Raw genomic sequence first — 18,048 nt, 5'->3', positions numbered from 1 at the left:
GTCAGGACCTTCCTTTCCGGCTGAGACAGACCATACCATTGATCTCATTCCGAACGCGTTTCGGAATGAACCCAGACAACGCATGAATTGGTCGAGGTACCGGCACCTCGATCGCCGGCCGCAAGCACAAAACGCTGGGCGCCGGAGGTTTCAACGAACCTGGAACGTTTCTTTGAGACGTTCTTGTGCTGGGGCGGGCTGCCGCGGCCCCGTCCCTAACCGCGGCTTTGCGGGACAGCAAGGTATGACGAAAAAACACACTCTCGAATTCGGCACGCCGCATGTCCTGGCACTCGGCGCGGGAATCGCCTCGGCCTTGCTGTTCAGTCTCGCTGGGCGCGGGACCTTTGCGGCCATGCTGCTTGCCTATCTTTCCCCGCTGCCACTGATGATCGCCGCCCTCGGATTCGGCACCGGCCTCATCTCCCTCGTTACCGGGGTGCTCGGCATCGCAATGCTCGGCGCACTCGCCTCGGTGAACCCTGGAGAGGGAGTCGATGTGAGTGAGCTGCGGCAACAGACGCTGGTGAATGTGGCGCAGATCGCCGCCATCTACTTCCTCAGTCTCGGCCTCCCCTCCTTTTGTCTTGGGCTACTCGGCCGCACCGATCAGCAATCGACGCTCGCGCCTCACGGATTTGCCCATTCCCTTGCATCCCTCTGGCACGGTCCTCACCAACCGGTGGCGCGCGCCACCGCTTTCGCCCTGTTTGTGTCGGCTCTGCTCGTGACCGCCGGATCGTTCTGGATCTGGTCACGCCACGGCGGATTTCACGCGGTTGTCGACAAGACCGTGGAAGAAATCCTTCCGCTGCTCTCGCAGGTTGAGACGAGCGGCGTGAAATGGCCGGCCGATTTCAAGACAGCGGATATCGCCCGCATCATCGTCCTCGCCTTCGGCCCCTTCATCGCAGCCTCGACCTTTCTCATGCTGGTCGTCAACCTTTGGCTCGCCGGACGCGTCGTCCAAGTCTCCGGCCTGTTGCCGCAACCCTGGCCGGATATTCCGCACAATCTGCGTCTGCCGCGGATCTTTGCTCCGCTCTTCATATTGGCCTGCGTTCTCACTTTTCTTGGCGGACCCAGTGGTTTTATCGCCCTCGTCTTCGCCGTGACCTTCGGTCTCGGCTTCGCTCTTCAGGGGCTTGGAGCGATCCATGATCTCACGCGCGGCCTGAGCTATCGCGTCCCGCTGCTGATCATCGTCTATCTGGCTTTCGTGCTTCTCATGCCCTGGCCGCTGACCCTGCTCGGTCTCGTCGACACGATCTTTCCGCTCGGCAAACGCCGGGACCTGACGAAACCGCGATCGGATGCCAGTCTCGGTTCCTGATTCCCCTTTGGATTATTGCAACCCATCGCGGCACAGCCGCGATCCAGCCGCGAAGGATTTTTTCAATGGACGTCATTCTCCTCGAACGCATCACCAAGCTCGGCCACATGGGCGATATTGTGCGCGTCAAGAACGGTTATGCCCGCAATTTCCTGCTGCCGGGCGGCAAGGCGCTGCGCGCCACCGAAGCCAACAAGAAACATTTCGAAAGCCAGCGCGTGCATCTCGAAACCCGCAACCAGGAAATGCGTGATTCCGCTGCGGCGATCGGCGAGCGTCTCGATGGCCAGAGCTTCATCATCATCCGCCAGGCAGGTGAAACCGGCCAGCTCTATGGTTCCGTGTCGCCGCGCGATATCGCCGATGTCGCGATCGCTGCCGGTTTCGATATTCATCGCAACCAGATCGCCCTGACCACGCCGATCAAGACCATCGGCCTGCATGAGGTCGAGGTGCATCTGCATCCCGAAGTGACAGTCAAGATTTCCGTCAACATCGCCCGTTCGCCGGCCGAGGCCGAACGTCAGGCCAAGGGCGAAGAAATCAATGTCGTCGAAGAGACCAATCTCGACGAACTCGGCCTCGAAATAGGCGCCGCCCTGGCCGATGCCGGCGGCAGCCTCGGCGATCGCTGATCGTTTCTGACTATCTGGTGTGTCCGGCGCCGCTGCAGCCGGACACACGGTTTCCTCCGGAATGGCGAATTTCTGAAAAGAAGACTCTGTTTCCGGCATCCAGCATGCGAAAATGGGGGTTCCGTTTCCACCATCGCAGCTGACGATCTGGGATTTGGCGCGCCCTTTGGCAGTCGCCACCCTTTCGATAGGCGCGGCATTTCAAATTAGGCCCATGGCGACAATCGACGACTATGCCACGCTAGACCTTGCGCCCACGCGGGCGCCGGCCTTTCGCACAGCGCCTCACAATATCGAGGCGGAGCAGGCCTTGCTCGGGGCGATTCTCGTCAATAACGATGCGTTTGACCGCGTCTCCGATTTTCTGCGTCCGGAACATTTCGCCGAAGAACTGCATCGGCGCATTTATGATATTGCCTCGCAGCTGATCCGCGCCGGCAAAATCGCCAAGCCCATTACCCTCAAAACCTATCTCGGCGATCATGATCTCGGCGGGATGAGCGTGCCGGAATATCTCGCCCGGCTCGCCGCCGAGGCGACATCGATCATCAATGCCGAGGATTACGGACGCACCATTCACGATCTCGCGGTGCGGCGGGAACTGATCGTCATCGGCGAGGAAATCGTCAATGCCGCCTATGACGCGCCTGTCGATGCAACACCGCGCGCGCAGATCGAGGAAGCCGAGCGCAAGCTCTTCTCAATCGCCGAGACAGGCCGCTACGACGGTGGTTTCCTACGGTTTTCGGATGCGCTGACGACGGCGGTCGATATGGCCGCCAAGGCCTTCGAACGCGACGGCCATCTCTCTGGCATAGCAACCGGCCTCAGCGATCTCGACCGTATGATGGGCGGCCTGCAGGCCTCCGATCTGGTGATCGTCGCAGGGCGCCCCGGCATGGGCAAGACGGCACTCGCCACCAATATCGCCTTCAACATCGCCAAAGCCTATGAATTCCACACGCGCCCGGACGGATCGGCGGAAACGGTGAATGGCGGCGTCGTCGGCTTCTTCTCGCTCGAAATGTCGTCGGAACAGCTCGCAACCCGCATCATCGCCGAACAGGCCGCGGTCGCCTCCTACAAGATCCGGCGCGGCGATATGACCGAGCAGGAATTTCACCGTATCGTCGAAGCGGCACGGGAGATGCAGTCCATTCCGTTTTACATCGACCAGACCGGCGGTCTGTCGATCGCCCAGCTCACAGCCCGTGCGCGCCGGCTGAAACGCCAGCGTGGCTTGGATGTACTCGTCGTCGATTATCTCCAATTGCTCGGCGGCTCCAAGACGCGCGGTGACAACCGCGTTCAGGAATTGACCGAGATCACCACCGGCCTCAAGGCGCTCGCCAAGGAATTGAACGTGCCGGTCGTCGCCCTTTCGCAATTGTCGCGTCAGGTCGAGTCGCGCGACGACAAACGGCCGCAATTATCCGATCTTCGTGAATCGGGCTCGATCGAACAGGACGCCGACGTCGTGATGTTTGTGTTCCGCGAGGAATATTACCTGAAGAACAAACAGCCACGCGAAGGCACCGAGGAATTCATCACCTGGCAGACCGATATGGAGCGTGTGCATGGGAAAGCCGAGGTGATCATCGGCAAGCAGCGCCACGGCCCGACCGGCACTGTCGAACTCGCCTTCGAGGCGGAAATGACCCGTTTCGCCAATCTGGCGCGCGAGGAAAACCTGCCGGAGCGGCTATGAACGAATTGCGCGAGGCCACTATCACCCAGCTCGAATCGGGCGCGACGCTCTCCATCGATCTCGCGGCGGTGGTGCGCAATTGGCGGACGCTGCAGGCGGTCTGTGGCGACGCCGAATGCGGCGCGGTGGTGAAGGCCGATGCTTATGGCCTGGGCCTTGAACCCGTCGTCCGCGCCTTGTCGGGTGCCGGCTGCAAGACCTATTTCGTCGCCCATGTCTTCGAGGGGCGGCGGCTTCGGGCGGTGGATTCCACCGCAACCGTCTATGTCCTCAATGGCCTCGTGCCTGGCACCGCGCCGGCCTATCTCGACCATAATCTGCGCCCCGTTCTCTGTTCTCTGCCGGAAATCGAGGAATGGCTGCAATTTTGCGCCCTTTTCGGCCGCCGCGATGTCGATGGTGGGACTTTGCCCGCCGCCCTGCAGCTCGATACTGGTCTCAACCGGCTTGGCCTCAAGCCGAACCAGATCGAAACCGCGAGCGAATTGACCGAGACCTTGAACATCACGCTCGTGCTGTCGCAATTCATCTGGTCGGGACAATCCAATCTCGCCCGCTGCGAGACCCAGGTCGCCCTGTTCGACTCCATGCGGGCCCCATGGAAAGAGGTCCCCGCCTCGATCGCCAATTCCGCCGGTATTTTTCTCGAACGGACCCCTCTTTATGAGATTGTCCGTCCCGGTTACGCGCTTTATGGCGGTAATCCGACGCCGGGACGTCCCAATCCGATGCAAGGTGTCTTGCGGCTCGAAGCGCGCATTTTGCAAGTCAATCATGTCGAACCGGGCGAAACGGTCGGCTATGACGGGCGCTACAACGCCAAATCGCCGCGCCGTCTGGCGACGATCGGCATTGGCTATGGCGACGGCATTCCCCGCGCCGCGCTCGGCAGCGAGGTGCATCCAGGCGGAGAAGTCATGGTGAAGGGGGCGCGTTGTCCCTTTGCCGGGCGTGTCTCGATGGATTTGATGGTCGTCGATATTACCGGCGCGCCGGAAACCAATCGCGGCGATTATGTCGAATTGATCGGCAAGGCGATTTCGATCGATGAACTCGCCAGCCGTTCACGGACGATCGGTTATGAAATCCTGACCAATCTCGGCACGCGCTTCTATCGCCGCTATACGACGCTGTAATCGCCAGCGCGTTTCGATTGTTTCCTAAACGTTCTGACGCCGCGCAGGAAATCAGGCGTCAGACGCTTGGATCCTCCGGCCAGTGCCAGCCAGCCGATGCATAATAGTTCCTGAGCTGGCGAACGATGGCGATCGACGTGTCGTGGACCGGCTTGTCGAGCGCATCCTTGAAACCGGTGGCGACGCGAATGCCGCCGCCGACCGCCAGCGGGATGATACTCGCACTCGCCAGCGCAACGCCGCCCGGGACGACGAGACCCGGCATGTGTCCACTATCGCTCGCGGTTTCGAAAGCGGTCATCGACGCCGCATCCACCCCATCACCACTCAGCAGTTCGGCGCGTGCATGCAATTCGGCGCGGCCGACACCAAAACCGATAATCATCCGGGTGACGACATTCCCCGCATCGGCTTCGGTAATCGCGACATGCAGTATAGCGGTATGAGCATGGCTCGCGCCCGGTACATAAGGAGCGGCGACGACTTTCGCCTGCTGCAGTTTCTTCACCAGATCGGCTTCGAGTTTTGCGGCTACCGTCGCGGCCAACTGCCGCTTCGCTGCATCGGGGAGAGGCGGCGCATCCACATGCACGAGGATCACCTCGGGTTGCGGTCCACGGGTGGAGGCTGCGGCGACATGAGTGATCCGCGCCCCGGCGCATCCAGCACAGAGCATCACGACGAAGCCGATGGACATGAGCCGCCACAGAAAACCCCGCCGCAGGACTTGCGGCAAGAGCCGCCTCAATAGCCACCTCAAGCCATCGTTCGATCCTGTATGCGGCATGTCGATTCCACCGGCAATGGCCATGTGCCAAACCGTCATCTTTTCCATGATGTTTCACCAAAGACTCGAAGGATATGCCGCCTGCGACCGGGAGGGTGCCGGAGCACCGGACCGTCATCGATCCGATGCTCCGGTCTTGCAACGCATACGGTCTCACACGACGCGAAAATTCACTGGCAGCTCGACCCATCAAGCGTGGATCTGTGTTGGCGTCAGGCTCAATGATGTGTCAGACCGCATTCGTCACAATGGCCATGAGAAAGGCCGGCGCCCCATCAGCGCACGTAATAAACCGGCCTCGGCGCATAAACGACAGCAGGCGGCGCGACATAAACAACCCTCGGCGGCGGCGGCGCATAGACGACCGCCGCTGGCGGCGCTGCGGGCCTTGCCGCGGCGGCTCCGATAGCCGCCCCGGCAGCGAGTCCGGCCACGGCTCCGGCCGCGACGGCACCGCCACTATAACAGCAGCCATGGTAGCCCGGATAAGGAGCGCGATAGGGAGTGGTGTGCCCCCATGCCGTGCCGCCATTGGGCCCGTGAGCAACCCATCCCCCCGCAATTGCGGGAGAGAAGGCGGTACTGCCAGCACAAGCGGCCAGCAAGGATGTCAGAATGAGTTTACGAACCATTGGCTGAACTCCTTGGCAATCAGTAAGGGAACGCCTGACGGAATGTCAGCCCGATCGGCTGCCAACAAGGGAGGCCGATCAAGCACCACTCCTGTCATCCTTACTGTAATAGCCATCAGGACATTGGCTATGACGAAGGAGGATAGCCCGGACTTGTCAGTGCCGCTTGAACGGCATGCATCGTTTTTTGGCGTTTTGTTCCCGGTCGTAACATTATGTAAAAAGGTGGTGACAACCGCAGGCGTCCCCACACGGTTCCAACAGGATGGAGCGACACATCAAGATTACCGGGTTCAAGAAGCCGGGAACTCATACAGCCTGCATGCCCGCTCCTCAGCGAGAGTCAGAAAACACTCTAATCGCCTTCCAGGATCACGCCAGGAATGACGTAACGCTCGTTTTCACCGATGGTAACGATGGTATTATCGTTCTCATGACGGGTCGTCAGGGAAACGCCTATCTCCGCTTCCACACGGCCTTTTGAAAAGTACAATGTCCGCTGAAATCCATCTGGAAAAGTAATATCGACAACTGTCGTGCCAGGATTGGAACGCACGACGCCAAAATGGCAGGAGAGAACAGGCGCATTGGCAGTGCGGCGGCATTGGACATTGCCGGTCGCGTGATAATGCGTGCCAGGAACCAGAGCATCCTTCAAGGGCGGCGGATTAAACGATTCCCTCAGATAGCGCGCCTCCACCCATCCGGTTACATTCGGATCTTCCGGAGAGACGACACGACACCATCGCGTGCCATGCTGGTCGTTACAGCCAAGATTACGCAATATCGCCCCCTCTGAAAAGGCAAGGATGATTGTCCCATTCAAGGCAGGCCGTTCATGCATTTTGAGTGAATCATTCGGTTTCAGGCCGGTGACTTGCCAGTAATCAGGACCGCCCGTAGTGCCATCGGAGAAATCCGGCTCCCTTGTCGCTCCATTCGGACCACCGGCGATCGTCATGGTGAGTGTGTAATGCGACATTTTCTTCCGACGCGCGGCAGAACGCGTCAAATAGACCTGAACCTTATAGATGCCATCAGACGGCAAGGCGCCGTTAAATTCAGCACCATCGGCCGCACCGCGATGGAGAGCCTCCGCACCATCCGGCGCCAGAAGGTTGAAAGAGGTGCTGGGATTGCTCGCCTTGAAGATGATGTGCATCTGTTGGCCTGCCCGCGCTTCAAGCCGATATTCAATTGTATGATCGCCTCTGACACTGTCTTTGAACGAAACGGAATGCGATCCTGCCGGAAAATGAACATTGATGGATTTGACATCATCAGCCGCATGCGACAGCCGATTAAACACAAGAAGTAAAAGGAAAAAACAGAAAAGGAATTTTGCAGGCCTCCCCATATTCCATCTCCTTCGTACAAGCTTGCGACACCGGTGAGATTACAGATTGTATCCTCCGGTTCGTCAGCATGGAAAATGCGCGGCATTGCAAAAGGTGCCGCTCTCAACTCACGATACGACGCATTGGACTTGAACGATCCAGCATTCTAAAAAGGCCGCTTCCTGACCCATTGTGGCGGCCACGGGTGGCGCGAGCGCCGCGAATGCGCACAGGCGGGATCGACGCATCCGGAAAGACCAGCCGAGGAATCGCATCGTCATGGCCAAGACCCGTACCAGCTATGTCTGCCAGGCCTGCGGCGCGGTCACACAGCGCTGGCAGGGCCGTTGTGATGCCTGCGGTGAATGGAATATGATCATCGAGGAGGCTGGCGATTCCGGCATCGGCGCACGCGCCGTTCCGTCACGGCGGAAGGGACGCATTTTTGCCCTTACCGGCCTCGGCGAGAAAGAACATGTTCCACCGCCGCGGCTTCTGACCGGCATGAGCGAACTCGACCGCGTCACCGGCGGCGGCTTCGTGCCCGGCTCCGTCCTGCTGCTCGGCGGCGAGCCGGGTATCGGCAAGTCCACGCTGCTCATCCAGGCCTGCGCCGCCTTGGCCAATGCTGGACACCGGGTGGCTTATATTTCCGGTGAGGAAGCCGTTGCCCAGGTGCGCCTCAGGGCCGAGCGGCTCGGACTCGGCGGCTCGGCCGTCGAACTCGCCTCGGAGACAGGCGTCGAGGATATTGTCGCGACACTCGGCGAGGGGCGCAAACCGGCGCTCGTGGTCATCGATTCGATCCAGACCATGTGGAGCGATGCAATCGAGGCGGCGCCCGGCACCGTAAGCCAGGTGCGTGGTTCGGCGCAGACGCTGATCCGCTTCGCCAAAACGCTCGGGGCGGTGGTGATCCTCGTCGGCCATGTCACTAAGGATGGGCAGATCGCCGGCCCCCGCGTCGTCGAACATATGGTCGATGCGGTGATCTCCTTCGAGGGCGAGAGCGGACGCGCCTTCCGCATTTTGCGCGCGGTGAAGAACCGCTTCGGCCCGACCGATGAAATCGGCGTGTTCGAAATGACCGGACGTGGTCTTGCCGAAGTCGCGAACCCTTCCGCTCTGTTTCTTTCCGGCCGCGACGCCGCAACGCCCGGGGCCGCCGTCTTCGCCGGCATGGAAGGCACGCGGCCGCTTCTTGTCGAAATCCAGGCGCTTGTCGCTCCGAGTTCGCTCGGCACGCCGCGTCGCGCCGTTGTTGGCTGGGATACGAGCCGCCTCGCCATGATCGTCGCCGTGCTTGAGGCCCATGCCAATGTGCGGCTCGGCCAATATGATCTTTATCTCAATGTCGCGGGCGGCTTGCGGATCAACGAGCCCGCCGCCGATCTCGCCGCCGCCGCCGCCCTCGTTTCCTCGCTCAGCGGCGTCAGCCTGCCAGTGGACCGTGTGTTTTTCGGCGAAATCGCGCTTTCTGGCGCTGTGCGGCCCGTCGCCCATGCTCTCGCCCGTCTGCGCGAGGCCGCCAAGCTCGGCTTTTCGAGCGCCGTTCTGCCGCCTTCCGCGCAGGAGAAAGCCGAGGGAACAAAGCCCCGGGAGAAAAAGCCCGTGCAGGAAGCGGCGCCCAGCGGATTGACGCTCACCCCTTGCGGCCATATCGGCGCGATCGTCGGTGCTATTTTGAAGGAGAGCCGCAATAGCGAGAAATCAACGCCGAAAAGTTCCGCACCACGGTGACGAAAGCTTAACCCTTATCTATAAGAAACGGCCAGGGGTTGCGGAACCGTCAGGAATTCCGCGCTTCCGCTTTGTCGGCTTCGCACGAGAGACCTTGAGACCATGCCATCCTATCTCGATCTGGGGCTGATCGTCGTCGTTCTCATTTCAGCCATTCTCGCCATGCTCCGCGGCTTCACCCGCGAGGTTCTGGCCATCGCCTCCTGGGGCGCGGCGGCATTGGCGGCGATCTATTTCTATCCCTTGGTCCTTCCCTATATAAAACCTTATATCGCGAAGGATGTGCTGGCCGAAGCCGCCTCCGCCGCCCTCGTCTTCTTCGTGACTTTGATTCTCGTTTCGATCGTCACGATCCAATTGTCCGATGTCATTCTCGATTCGAAGGTGGGCGCGCTCGATCGTTCCCTGGGCTTCGTTTTCGGTGCGGCGCGCGGCCTCTTGCTGTGTGTCATCGCCTTCATCTTCTTCAACTGGCTTGTTCCAGAGCAGAACCAGCCAGAATGGGTGAAGACCGCCCGTATGCGTCCGCTGCTGCAAGGCGCCGGAGCGCAATTGCTGAATGTTCTGCCCGATGATCCGGAAGGTTTCCTCGCGCGTCTGAAGAAGCCGAAAACCACGCCGGAGGAATCCGAGCCCGACAGTGATGCCCTTAAAAACGCGCCCGCGCCGGCCAATTGAGGAAGAAGAGCCAAGCCTTTGTCCCGAGGCCTGAAAAAGCAAGCGCATCGAGATTTTTCAGGCGTTCGCAGGGCGGTGGATCCAGAGCGTTTTCAAGTGGAGCAGTTCGGAAACATCCGAACATGCTCTAAGGGCATCTCATCCGCCCCGACCAATCAAACCAATTGAAATTGCACTTCTTCTTGATCGGGATCCGTTTGGAGGCGTCCAAACGGATCCCGCTTTCATTTCGAGCTCAGGAGCCACGAGACCTTCTCAGCAAGCTTCACGATAAAGTGAACAGATGCACATTCACAGCCAGCCAGCGACCCGCAACTCGGCAGGAAAAGAAGAGGCGCCGTCATGTACGCTTTTTGAGTGGATAAGCTGTTTCAACAGCGGCGTCTAAACCCATATTTAGGGTAAAATACAGCTATGGAGAGAGAAAATTGATCTCGATCATCCATGCCTCAAGAAAATAAATAGTCGATCTTTCCCGCGATTATGAATAAAAGCGCGAAAAGATCACGACCCTTTGGAAAGCCAATCCACCCCATCATGGTGAATGCTGATTCCAAGGCTATACAACTATCGTAATGCGTCAGAATGTCAGGAATATGACGCAGAAGCGGCTTAGCTTTTGCTTGAACAAACAAGACAAGCTGCGAGGAAGCGGCTTCGTGACTTCGGCGTTGTCCATCAACCCGCGAAAAAGAGAGTGGAAATCAGCCAGATGCGCTTTTTCCCGCTCCTGTTCTTGAGGAAATTCTGCTTGCCTCATGGCGTTATTCGTCGGCGTGCCTGGCCGCCGGCCGGAGGCATGCTTCTGTCTGTTGATCGGTCTGGACACAATCCAATGTCTTTTCCCCACAAACCCTTGTGGAGTTGGTTCCATGGATGAAGCAAGCTGCTCGCCGGAGAATTTCCGTTTCTCGCCTTCCGTGACGGAGCCTGACTCTACACCCGAATCCCTCGATCTTGAGGGGGATCGCCTGCGCGAGGAATGCGGCGTCTTCGGTATTTTTGGCCATCCCGATGCCGCCGCCATCACCGCGCTTGGTCTGCACGCGCTGCAACACCGCGGTCAGGAAGCCGCCGGCATCGTCACCTTTGACGGAACCCGCTTTTATTCGGAGCGCCGTCTGGGTCTCGTCGGTGATCATTTCTCCTCCGCCTCGACCATCAACCATCTGCCTGGCGCGGTCGCCATCGGACATGTCCGCTATTCGACCACCGGTGAGACGATCCTGCGCAATGTGCAGCCGCTCTTCGCCGAACTCAGTTCCGAAGATCACAATGCCGGCGGCTTTGCCGTCGCCCATAACGGCAATCTCACCAATGGATTGACGCTGCGCAGCCAACTCGTGCGCGAAGGCGCGATCTATCAGTCGACCTCCGATACTGAGGTGATCCTGCATCTCGTCGCGCGCAGCCGCAAGACCCGCCTGGTCCAGCGTTTCATCGAGGCAATCGGTACGATCGAGGGCGCTTATGCGCTTGTCGCTATCTCCAACAAGAAACTCATCGGCGCGCGCGATCCGCTCGGCATCCGGCCCCTCGTCATCGGCCAGCTCGATGGTCATTACATTCTCGCTTCGGAAACCTGCGCGCTCGACATCATCGGCGCGCGTTTCATTCGTGATGTCGAAAATGGTGAAGTGGTCGTCATTTCCGAAAAGGGAATCGAAAGTTTGAAGCCTTTCCCGGCGCGCCCAATGCGGCCCTGTATCTTCGAATATATCTATTTCGCCCGGCCGGATTCGATCGTCCAAGGCAAATCCGTCTATGCGGTACGCAAGGCCATGGGGATGGAACTTGCCCGTGAAAGCGCTGTGGATGCCGATGTCATCGTTCCGGTGCCGGATTCCGGCGTCCCGGCCGCTCTCGGCTTTTCCCAGCAGTCCGGCATTCCGTTCGAGCTCGGCATCATTCGCAATCATTATGTCGGCCGCACCTTCATTCAGCCGACCCAAACGGTGCGCGAACTCGGCGTCCGGCTCAAGCATAGTGTCAACCGCTCCGTCGTGGAGGGCAAAAGGATCGTCCTGCTCGATGACTCAATCGTGCGCGGCACGACATCAGTGAAAATCGTGCAGATGATGCGAGAGGCCGGCGCGCGCGAGGTGCATTTCCGCATTTCCTCGCCGCCGATCTCCTATCCCGATTATTACGGCATCGACACGCCGGAGCGGGAAAAGCTCCTTGCCGCCACCCATTCGCTGGAAGAAATGCGCGCCTATATCGGTTCGGATTCGCTGGCCTTCCTTTCCGTCGACGGCATCTATCGTGCCATGGGCGAACCAGGCCGCGATCCGGCACGGCCGCAATTCACCGACCATTGCTTTACCGGCGATTATCCGACGCCGCTGACCGATGTGATGGGTGAGGCCCGCAGCCAGCTTTCCCTGCTCGCCGAGGCGAGCTGAGCAAACCGCCACTTTCGTCGGAACCCGCCACCTTCCGGTTTCGGAACAGGCCTGGGAACGTTAGAAGGGAACTTCCGGGGAACCGGAGTTCCCTTTCGTTTTTGGCGAAGGCTTTCCCATGACCAAACCGCTCACCGGCCGCATTGCTCTCGTCACCGGCGCCTCGCGCGGCGTCGGCCGCGCCGTCGCGATTGATCTTGCCCGCGCGGGTGCCCATGTCATCGCTCTCGCCCGCACGCAAGGTGCGCTGGAAGATCTCGACGACGAGATTCGCGGCGCGGGAAGCGAAGCCACTCTCGTGCCCTGCGATCTCAAGGATTTTGATGCGCTTGACCGGCTTGGCCATGCGATTCACGGTCGTTGGGGCAAACTCGACATTCTCATAGGCAATGCTGGCCTTCTCGGACCGGTGAGCCCGCTCGCCCATGTTGAACCGAAGCAATGGGACGATGTCTTCGCCGTCAATGTCACCGCCAATTACCGGCTGATCCGTTCGCTTGATCCGCTCCTGCGCACATCCGATGCTGGCCGGGTCATCTTCATCACGTCAGGCGCCGGCCATCGCGCCGACTTCAAGCCCTATTGGGGTCCCTATGCAACCTCCAAGGCTGCGCTCGACGCACTAGCGCGCACTTATGCCGCCGAAACCGAGAATGTCTCTCCCGTCCGGGTAATGCTGGTCAATCCCGGTCCGCTGCGCACCGCCATGCGGGCCAAGGCCATGCCTGGCGAGGATCCAATGACGTTGCGCACACCGGAAGATTTAAGCCCGAAAATCCTCGCTTTATGCAACCCGAGCTGGACCAAGACCGGGGTGCTTTACGATTTTCCGCAAGACCGCGTCTTGAGCTTCCACAGGCCGGAATGATCCGGCCCAGTGAACCGGCCAAAGCCTATTGCCGCCCGAGCCCGAGCTCGGCAAACCATTCCTTCATATCCCTTTTCAGCCGCATGGCCGCCTGCCAGATCGCCGTCGAATGAACGAAACGCACCAGCTTGTCACGGTAATGGGTAAGCCATGACATGAGATGGTCGAACCATTCGATAAGCCGCAACTTGAAAGCCCCGGCCTGATAGATGCGGTCCACGACCAAAAGACTGATGAGATAGGCCCCGATCAGCGTCGCGACGCCCAAGACCATATGACCAGCGCCGATCAAATAGAGGGCGTAAAGTTTGGCCGGCTCGGCAATGACGAAGGGAATCGCCAGCAGAATGAGGATCGTATAGGGGGAAAGATCAGCGATCAGGCGTTCAAGGCGCTGGATCAGGGCCAATTCAGCAAACCAGCGGACGATCGGCTGGAACAGCGGCGCTAGGATGGCGTCGAGAACCAGATAGATGAAGACGACAGCTTGCGCCAGGCGCAGAAGCAGACGGCGCGGAAAGGAAAGGCCTTCGTCGGAATCGGACAATGCGGCTCTCTTTCTGATGGATTGAAGCGGCTGAAGGATCAAATTCGACGGGCCGCCGCCGCTTTATCTCCCCTGTAATAGGATCACACTCTTGGTGGCAAGGGTTTCGAAGCCTCGCTAAGCGGGCCTTGATAGAGAATTTCGCCGGACGATTTTTCCTTGAAAATCAGCGGCTGATCCTTGGCTGCCCCCCTCTCCACGCAGCGCCGGGCGACATGTTTGATAGCGGACCAGGCCTCCGCCTCGGTCGCCCAATTACGCTCCTCGCTATAATTCAGGACGGGAACCTCATAGAGATAATACGGCATGGCCTTCTCTCATTATCGATGCGTGAGGATGATCCTTTGCAAGCAACAGACGCGCCGAAATTCCAAAGGATCAATCCCGCGCATCAATCCTTTTACCCGGGATTTCGGACCTTAAGCGGGTGCCATCCTCGGCTCCCTTGAGATCGTCAAACCATGTCTTCCAAAGCGGGACCGCCGTCGCGAATGTGCCGCGGTGATTCGTGGCACCCGTCGAGACAGCCTCAACGGCATGATTACCGTTGCCCATGGCTTCCTGATAGCTCATGGCGAGTCTGCCGAGACCCACGGAAATGATTTCATCCGCCTCGCCATAATAATTGCGCACGGGCGTTTTTATAACCCAACGGTAAGCAGTCGCTTTGCCGTTCAGAAGCCGACCATAGGCCGAAGCCGCAAAGAAATAGGGCTTGAAATAATCCGCCCGGATGAGCTTGTGCAGATCGCCTGGAATCTGCGCGGCCCCGGCGGTTTGATGGTCGTAAAGCTTGCGGGACGCGTCGTAATATTCGTCATTGATGAGCGAGCGGGTAAGTCCCGGCACGTTATAATAATTCTCGAACGAAAAGGCCGAAAGGATAAACAGCGTCGAGACCCAGCTCGCGTCATTCGCACGAGGAAATTGCAAAAAACCATTCAGCCCGAGGAAAATATCGACCGGCGCGCTCGCCGTCGCGGCGCCAGCCACTGTTTCACCGGCATTTTCGAGCTTTTCAAGAAAAGCCATCGTCACGAAGCCGCCCTGCGACCATCCTCCCAGCAGCAGTTTACTGGTCGAGCGGTGCATATGCGCGAGCACCGCGCGGGCCGCGCGCAGCATGTCATAAGTGGCTTGCTGGTGGCTGGCCTTGACGAGATAGCCCTCTGGCTCCTGCGATAGTCCCATTCCGAAATAATCCGCGCCGATCACCACATAGCCTTGCCCGGCGAACTGGGCGAGAACGAGCTGGGTTTCAGGCGAGCGCTCCGGAAAGGATGGAACCTCATCTTTTCCATAGACAGTGCCATGCTGATAGGAAAGCATCGGCATCGTATCAGCAGCATTATCCGGTATGGCGAGAAGGCCAGAAGCCAGCGTCGGCTTGTTTCCCTGTTCGGGAATAACCGAAGGATAGGTGACGCGATAAAGGTTCACCGCGTTTCTCGCCGGAGCGTAGGAAGGTGAAACGCCAAAGACCTCCGGAGCATCAAGGCTGAGAATATGGTTCAGCTTTTCGACATCCCACTGGCCGATGAACCTGTAGCTTACGCCAGAGAGGACCTCATTGACGCAATCCTCGGTCGCTTCAGCCGCTGGCGCAATGCCCCATCGGCATGAGGCCAGCACCAGCACGATCCCAAAGGTGAGGAGGCGGCGAGACATTCGAACTCCTTCAGCTGTGCGGGAAAAGCCAGATGGCATAGTTACGCCGAGCATCGCACCAAATGTGTCAACACAAGACGAATGCCTTGGCTTGAAGCATTAAGTGTCAGCCCAATCCGACCACTCGGCGTCTATTTGCGTTTCCTTGTGGGAGCATAGGGATTGTCCGTAGTCTTTCGCGACAGACGGATCGGAACGCCCGGAAGGTCGAAGGTCTGGCGCAGGCCATTCACCAGAAAACGCTCATAGCTCTGCGGCAAGGCGTCCAGCTGATTGCCGAACAGAAGGAAATAGGGTGGCCGGGCGCGCAACTGGGTCATGTAACGGATCTTGATGCGGCGGCCCGACACCGCAGGCGGCGGGGTCTGTTCCAAAGCGCCTTCGAGCCAACGATTGAGCCGCGCGGTTGAAATCCGCTTGTTCCAGATAACATGCACCTTTTCGATCGCCGCCATCAGGCGATCGAGACCCTCTCCTGTCGTTGCCGACACCGGAACGACGGGCGTTCCCTTGACCTGTGGCAGAAGGCGCGCCGCTTCTTCGCGAAGGATGGCCAATCTCTCGCCGCGCTCGGCATCGTCGGCGCCGATCAGGTCCCATTTGTTGAGCGCAATCACCAGCGCCCGCCCTTCCCGTTCGACGAGATCGGCAATCGTCAAATCCTGTTTCTCGAAGGGGATTGTGGCATCAAGCAGCAGAACTACGACTTCCGCGAAACGCACGGCACGCAAGGCATCGGCGGCAGCCAGCTTTTCGAGCTTATCCTCGATTTTCGCCCGGCGGCGCAGACCCGCCGTGTCGAAAATCTTCATTTTGCGTCCGCGCCATTCGAGATCGAGCCCAATCGAATCGCGGGTCAATCCCGCCTCCGGTCCCGTCAGCAGGCGGTCCTCGCCAAGAATACGATTGAGCAAGGTGGACTTTCCCGCATTCGGTCGTCCAACGACTGCGATGCGCAAGGGCTTCGTCAGATCGAGCTCGGAGCCATCCTCGTTTTCATCGAATTGCGGACGTTTCTCGACCGCTTCATCCTCTTCGGAAAGTTCGGTTTCCGCCGGAAAAGCCTCACGCAAGGCGTCGTAAAGATCGGCCAGACCTTCGCCATGTTCCGCAGAGAAAGCGACGGGATCACCAAGCCCAAGGTCGAATCCTTCCATGGCGCCGGTCACGCCAGTGCGGCCCTCCGCCTTGTTGGCGATCAGGATCAAAGGCTTGCCTGCACGCCGGACAAGGCCGGCAAAGAAGCGATCTTCCGGCGTCAGTCCCGCACGGACATCGAACAGAAAGAATATGCCATCCGCCTGTTCGATCGCGGCTTCGGTCTGGGCTCGCATCCGGCCGGAAAGACTCGCCTCATTACCTTCCTCAAGTCCGGCGGTGTCGATGATCTTGAAGGTGAGATCACCGAGCTTAGCGTCTCCTTCACGCCGGTCACGCGTTACGCCAGGCCGATCATCGACCAGCGCGAGCTTCTTGCCGACAAGCCGGTTGAACAGCGTGGACTTACCGACGTTCGGACGTCCGATGATGGCAATGGTGAGCATCAGGGTTTAGGAGCCTCCGGATTGGTTTGTTCCTGCTGCGCGCCGGAAGCCTCCGCAGGCTTGTCGACGTTCCCCGATGGTGCTTCCGTACCCGTAGCCGGCTGCTCGCTAGAAGCCTTTGCGGCTTCGCCTTCCGGCTGCGATTGCACATCCGAGGAAGGCTCATCTTTATTGACCGGGGCGGTATTGTCCGATGCGGGCTCGGTAGCGGACTTGGTTTCGTCAACAGCTTTTGGCTCGATTGCAGCCTTGGGCTCGACGGTGGACTCCACCTTTGGAGTCGATTGAGGCTCTGCGGGAGGTTTGGTCTCTCCCGAAGGCTTCGACTGCGGAACAGGTTTAGGCTCCGGCGCAGGTTTCCCGGCTTGCACGAGGCCGAGAAAGGCGCTGGCCCGCTGGCGCATGGCCGCCGGCGCGCCGGGATCAACCACGATCTGGTCGAGCCAACGGCCCGCGGCATCAAAATCCTTGCGCTTGAGCGCGGCAAGCGCGAGCAGTTCACGCGCCGAATTGCGGAAGGCGAAATCTCCCTTTGCCAAGCTGGCCGCCCGCTCTTCAAACTGGTTCGGGTCCAGTTGATCCGCTTGCAGATACAAAGCCCGCACCCTGGCAATATCGCGCAGAGACTGCGGCAACTTTTGATCTTCGGCAAAAGCCATATAAGCGCCCGTGGCGGCGAGAGGGTCTTTGGTAACCTCCGCATCGATCGACCGCAGCTGCGCCAGTGCCTCATAACCCTTGGGGGCATTTTCGCCCAGGGCTTTGAGTGCAGCCAGAGCCTTGGTCTGATCCCCCGCCTGAGCAAGATCAAGTGCCGCCTGATAGTGCGCACCTGTCGCTTCGGCTTCGGCCAGACGATGGCTCATCGTCACACGCCAAGCCACCGCGCCGAAGATCACGAAAAGAATGACGCCCGCTAGCAGAAATCGATAGCGGCCAAGAAAATCAATGATGCGCTGGCGGCGGACATCCTCATCCACCTCACGAAAAAAATCACTCATATGTTACCTTGGCTAAGACTCTCGGGCTG

The 18,048-nt window shown here is 59.3% G+C and carries 17 protein-coding genes; 8 read left to right on the top strand and 9 right to left on the bottom strand.

The window, feature by feature from the left end; genetic code table 11:
* The first annotated feature begins 244 nt into the window (after positions 1-244).
* From DL88_RS11770 to alr, 4 genes are all read left to right on the top strand, one after another.
* Positions 245-1,333: a YybS family protein gene (locus tag DL88_RS11770; RefSeq protein WP_034996253.1), complete on the top strand. Its 1,089-nt coding sequence runs from the start codon at positions 245-247 to the stop codon at positions 1,331-1,333.
* Positions 1,334-1,398: 65 nt separating this feature from the next.
* Complete coding sequence (gene rplI / locus DL88_RS11765; RefSeq protein ID WP_034996251.1) at positions 1,399-1,968, top strand: 50S ribosomal protein L9; 570 nt, start codon at positions 1,399-1,401, stop codon at positions 1,966-1,968.
* Positions 1,969-2,182: 214 nt separating this feature from the next.
* Positions 2,183-3,676, top strand: coding sequence for a replicative DNA helicase (locus DL88_RS11760; protein ID WP_034996317.1), 1,494 nt, complete (start codon positions 2,183-2,185; stop codon positions 3,674-3,676).
* A complete protein-coding gene (gene alr / locus DL88_RS11755) occupies positions 3,673-4,812 on the top strand; it encodes an alanine racemase (protein WP_051955914.1) in 1,140 nt (379 codons plus the stop codon). The genes DL88_RS11760 and alr overlap by 4 nt, the downstream gene beginning before the upstream one ends.
* A gap of 58 nt (positions 4,813-4,870) precedes the next feature.
* On the opposite strand, the gene DL88_RS11750 is transcribed toward alr, so the two are convergent.
* The 3 genes from DL88_RS11750 to DL88_RS19420 form a co-directional block, all read right to left on the bottom strand.
* A complete protein-coding gene (locus DL88_RS11750) occupies positions 4,871-5,638 on the bottom strand; it encodes a DUF4410 domain-containing protein (RefSeq protein WP_169741568.1) in 768 nt (255 codons plus the stop codon).
* A 236-nt stretch (positions 5,639-5,874) separates the two neighbouring features.
* Complete coding sequence (locus DL88_RS11745; RefSeq protein ID WP_051955913.1) at positions 5,875-6,231, bottom strand: hypothetical protein; 357 nt, start codon at positions 6,229-6,231, stop codon at positions 5,875-5,877.
* A 355-nt stretch (positions 6,232-6,586) separates the two neighbouring features.
* Complete coding sequence (locus DL88_RS19420) at positions 6,587-7,393, bottom strand: SH3 domain-containing protein (protein WP_156971067.1); 807 nt, start codon at positions 7,391-7,393, stop codon at positions 6,587-6,589.
* Positions 7,394-7,847: 454 nt separating this feature from the next.
* On the opposite strand from DL88_RS19420, the gene radA reads away from it, so the two are divergent.
* Positions 7,848-9,308 carry a DNA repair protein RadA gene (radA, locus tag DL88_RS11735; protein WP_051955911.1) on the top strand — a complete coding sequence of 487 codons (1,461 nt, stop codon included), beginning with the start codon at positions 7,848-7,850 and terminating at the stop codon, positions 9,306-9,308.
* A 102-nt stretch (positions 9,309-9,410) separates the two neighbouring features.
* Positions 9,411-9,986: a CvpA family protein gene (locus tag DL88_RS11730; protein WP_034996244.1), complete on the top strand. Its 576-nt coding sequence runs from the start codon at positions 9,411-9,413 to the stop codon at positions 9,984-9,986.
* Positions 9,987-10,566: 580 nt separating this feature from the next.
* Here DL88_RS11730 and DL88_RS11725 read toward each other — a convergent pair.
* Positions 10,567-10,746: a hypothetical protein gene (locus DL88_RS11725; RefSeq protein WP_034996241.1), complete on the bottom strand. Its 180-nt coding sequence runs from the start codon at positions 10,744-10,746 to the stop codon at positions 10,567-10,569.
* Between the two features lie 112 nt (positions 10,747-10,858).
* On the opposite strand from DL88_RS11725, the gene purF reads away from it, so the two are divergent.
* Complete coding sequence (purF, locus tag DL88_RS11720; protein WP_034996312.1) at positions 10,859-12,391, top strand: amidophosphoribosyltransferase; 1,533 nt, start codon at positions 10,859-10,861, stop codon at positions 12,389-12,391.
* Positions 12,392-12,509: 118 nt separating this feature from the next.
* Entirely contained in the window at positions 12,510-13,259 is a 750-nt protein-coding gene (locus DL88_RS11715) for an SDR family NAD(P)-dependent oxidoreductase (RefSeq protein WP_034996238.1), read from the top strand.
* Between the two features lie 25 nt (positions 13,260-13,284).
* On the opposite strand, the gene DL88_RS11710 is transcribed toward DL88_RS11715, so the two are convergent.
* The 5 genes from DL88_RS11710 to DL88_RS11690 form a co-directional block, all read right to left on the bottom strand.
* Positions 13,285-13,806, bottom strand: a complete 522-nt coding sequence (locus tag DL88_RS11710) for a hypothetical protein (protein ID WP_034996311.1) — start codon at positions 13,804-13,806, stop codon at positions 13,285-13,287.
* 83 nt (positions 13,807-13,889) lie between these two features.
* Positions 13,890-14,114: a hypothetical protein gene (locus DL88_RS11705; protein WP_034996236.1), complete on the bottom strand. Its 225-nt coding sequence runs from the start codon at positions 14,112-14,114 to the stop codon at positions 13,890-13,892.
* 70 nt (positions 14,115-14,184) lie between these two features.
* Complete coding sequence (locus DL88_RS11700; protein ID WP_156971066.1) at positions 14,185-15,474, bottom strand: alpha/beta hydrolase; 1,290 nt, start codon at positions 15,472-15,474, stop codon at positions 14,185-14,187.
* 131 nt (positions 15,475-15,605) lie between these two features.
* Positions 15,606-17,018: a ribosome biogenesis GTPase Der gene (gene der, locus DL88_RS11695; RefSeq protein ID WP_034996233.1), complete on the bottom strand. Its 1,413-nt coding sequence runs from the start codon at positions 17,016-17,018 to the stop codon at positions 15,606-15,608.
* Entirely contained in the window at positions 17,018-18,019 is a 1,002-nt protein-coding gene (locus tag DL88_RS11690; protein ID WP_084705142.1) for a tetratricopeptide repeat protein, read from the bottom strand. The genes der and DL88_RS11690 overlap by 1 nt, the downstream gene beginning before the upstream one ends.
* Between the last annotated feature and the right edge of the window lie 29 nt (positions 18,020-18,048).

The sequence above is a fragment of the Beijerinckia mobilis genome (genome assembly GCF_000745425.1).
GTDB lineage: Bacteria > Pseudomonadota > Alphaproteobacteria > Rhizobiales > Beijerinckiaceae > Beijerinckia > Beijerinckia mobilis.
The sequence above is the reverse complement of the archived record's forward strand: the minus strand, read 5'-3'. Positions and strand labels throughout refer to the sequence as shown.

Coding starts and splice junctions, on each gene's coding strand:
- purF (WP_034996312.1), top strand. CDS start 10,859: ATGGATGAAGCAAGCTGCTCGCCGGAGAATTTCCGTTTCTCGCCTTCC.
- DL88_RS11700 (WP_156971066.1), bottom strand. CDS start 15,474: ATGTCTCGCCGCCTCCTCACCTTTGGGATCGTGCTGGTGCTGGCCTCA.
- DL88_RS11750 (WP_169741568.1), bottom strand. CDS start 5,638: ATGACGGTTTGGCACATGGCCATTGCCGGTGGAATCGACATGCCGCAT.
- DL88_RS11770 (WP_034996253.1), top strand. CDS start 245: ATGACGAAAAAACACACTCTCGAATTCGGCACGCCGCATGTCCTGGCA.
- DL88_RS19420 (WP_156971067.1), bottom strand. CDS start 7,393: ATGCACATCATCTTCAAGGCGAGCAATCCCAGCACCTCTTTCAACCTT.
- rplI (WP_034996251.1), top strand. CDS start 1,399: ATGGACGTCATTCTCCTCGAACGCATCACCAAGCTCGGCCACATGGGC.
- DL88_RS11705 (WP_034996236.1), bottom strand. CDS start 14,114: ATGCCGTATTATCTCTATGAGGTTCCCGTCCTGAATTATAGCGAGGAG.
- DL88_RS11730 (WP_034996244.1), top strand. CDS start 9,411: ATGCCATCCTATCTCGATCTGGGGCTGATCGTCGTCGTTCTCATTTCA.
- der (WP_034996233.1), bottom strand. CDS start 17,018: ATGCTCACCATTGCCATCATCGGACGTCCGAACGTCGGTAAGTCCACG.
- DL88_RS11745 (WP_051955913.1), bottom strand. CDS start 6,231: ATGGTTCGTAAACTCATTCTGACATCCTTGCTGGCCGCTTGTGCTGGC.
- DL88_RS11760 (WP_034996317.1), top strand. CDS start 2,183: ATGGCGACAATCGACGACTATGCCACGCTAGACCTTGCGCCCACGCGG.
- radA (WP_051955911.1), top strand. CDS start 7,848: ATGGCCAAGACCCGTACCAGCTATGTCTGCCAGGCCTGCGGCGCGGTC.
- DL88_RS11690 (WP_084705142.1), bottom strand. CDS start 18,019: ATGAGTGATTTTTTTCGTGAGGTGGATGAGGATGTCCGCCGCCAGCGC.
- DL88_RS11725 (WP_034996241.1), bottom strand. CDS start 10,746: ATGAGGCAAGCAGAATTTCCTCAAGAACAGGAGCGGGAAAAAGCGCAT.
- alr (WP_051955914.1), top strand. CDS start 3,673: ATGAACGAATTGCGCGAGGCCACTATCACCCAGCTCGAATCGGGCGCG.
- DL88_RS11715 (WP_034996238.1), top strand. CDS start 12,510: ATGACCAAACCGCTCACCGGCCGCATTGCTCTCGTCACCGGCGCCTCG.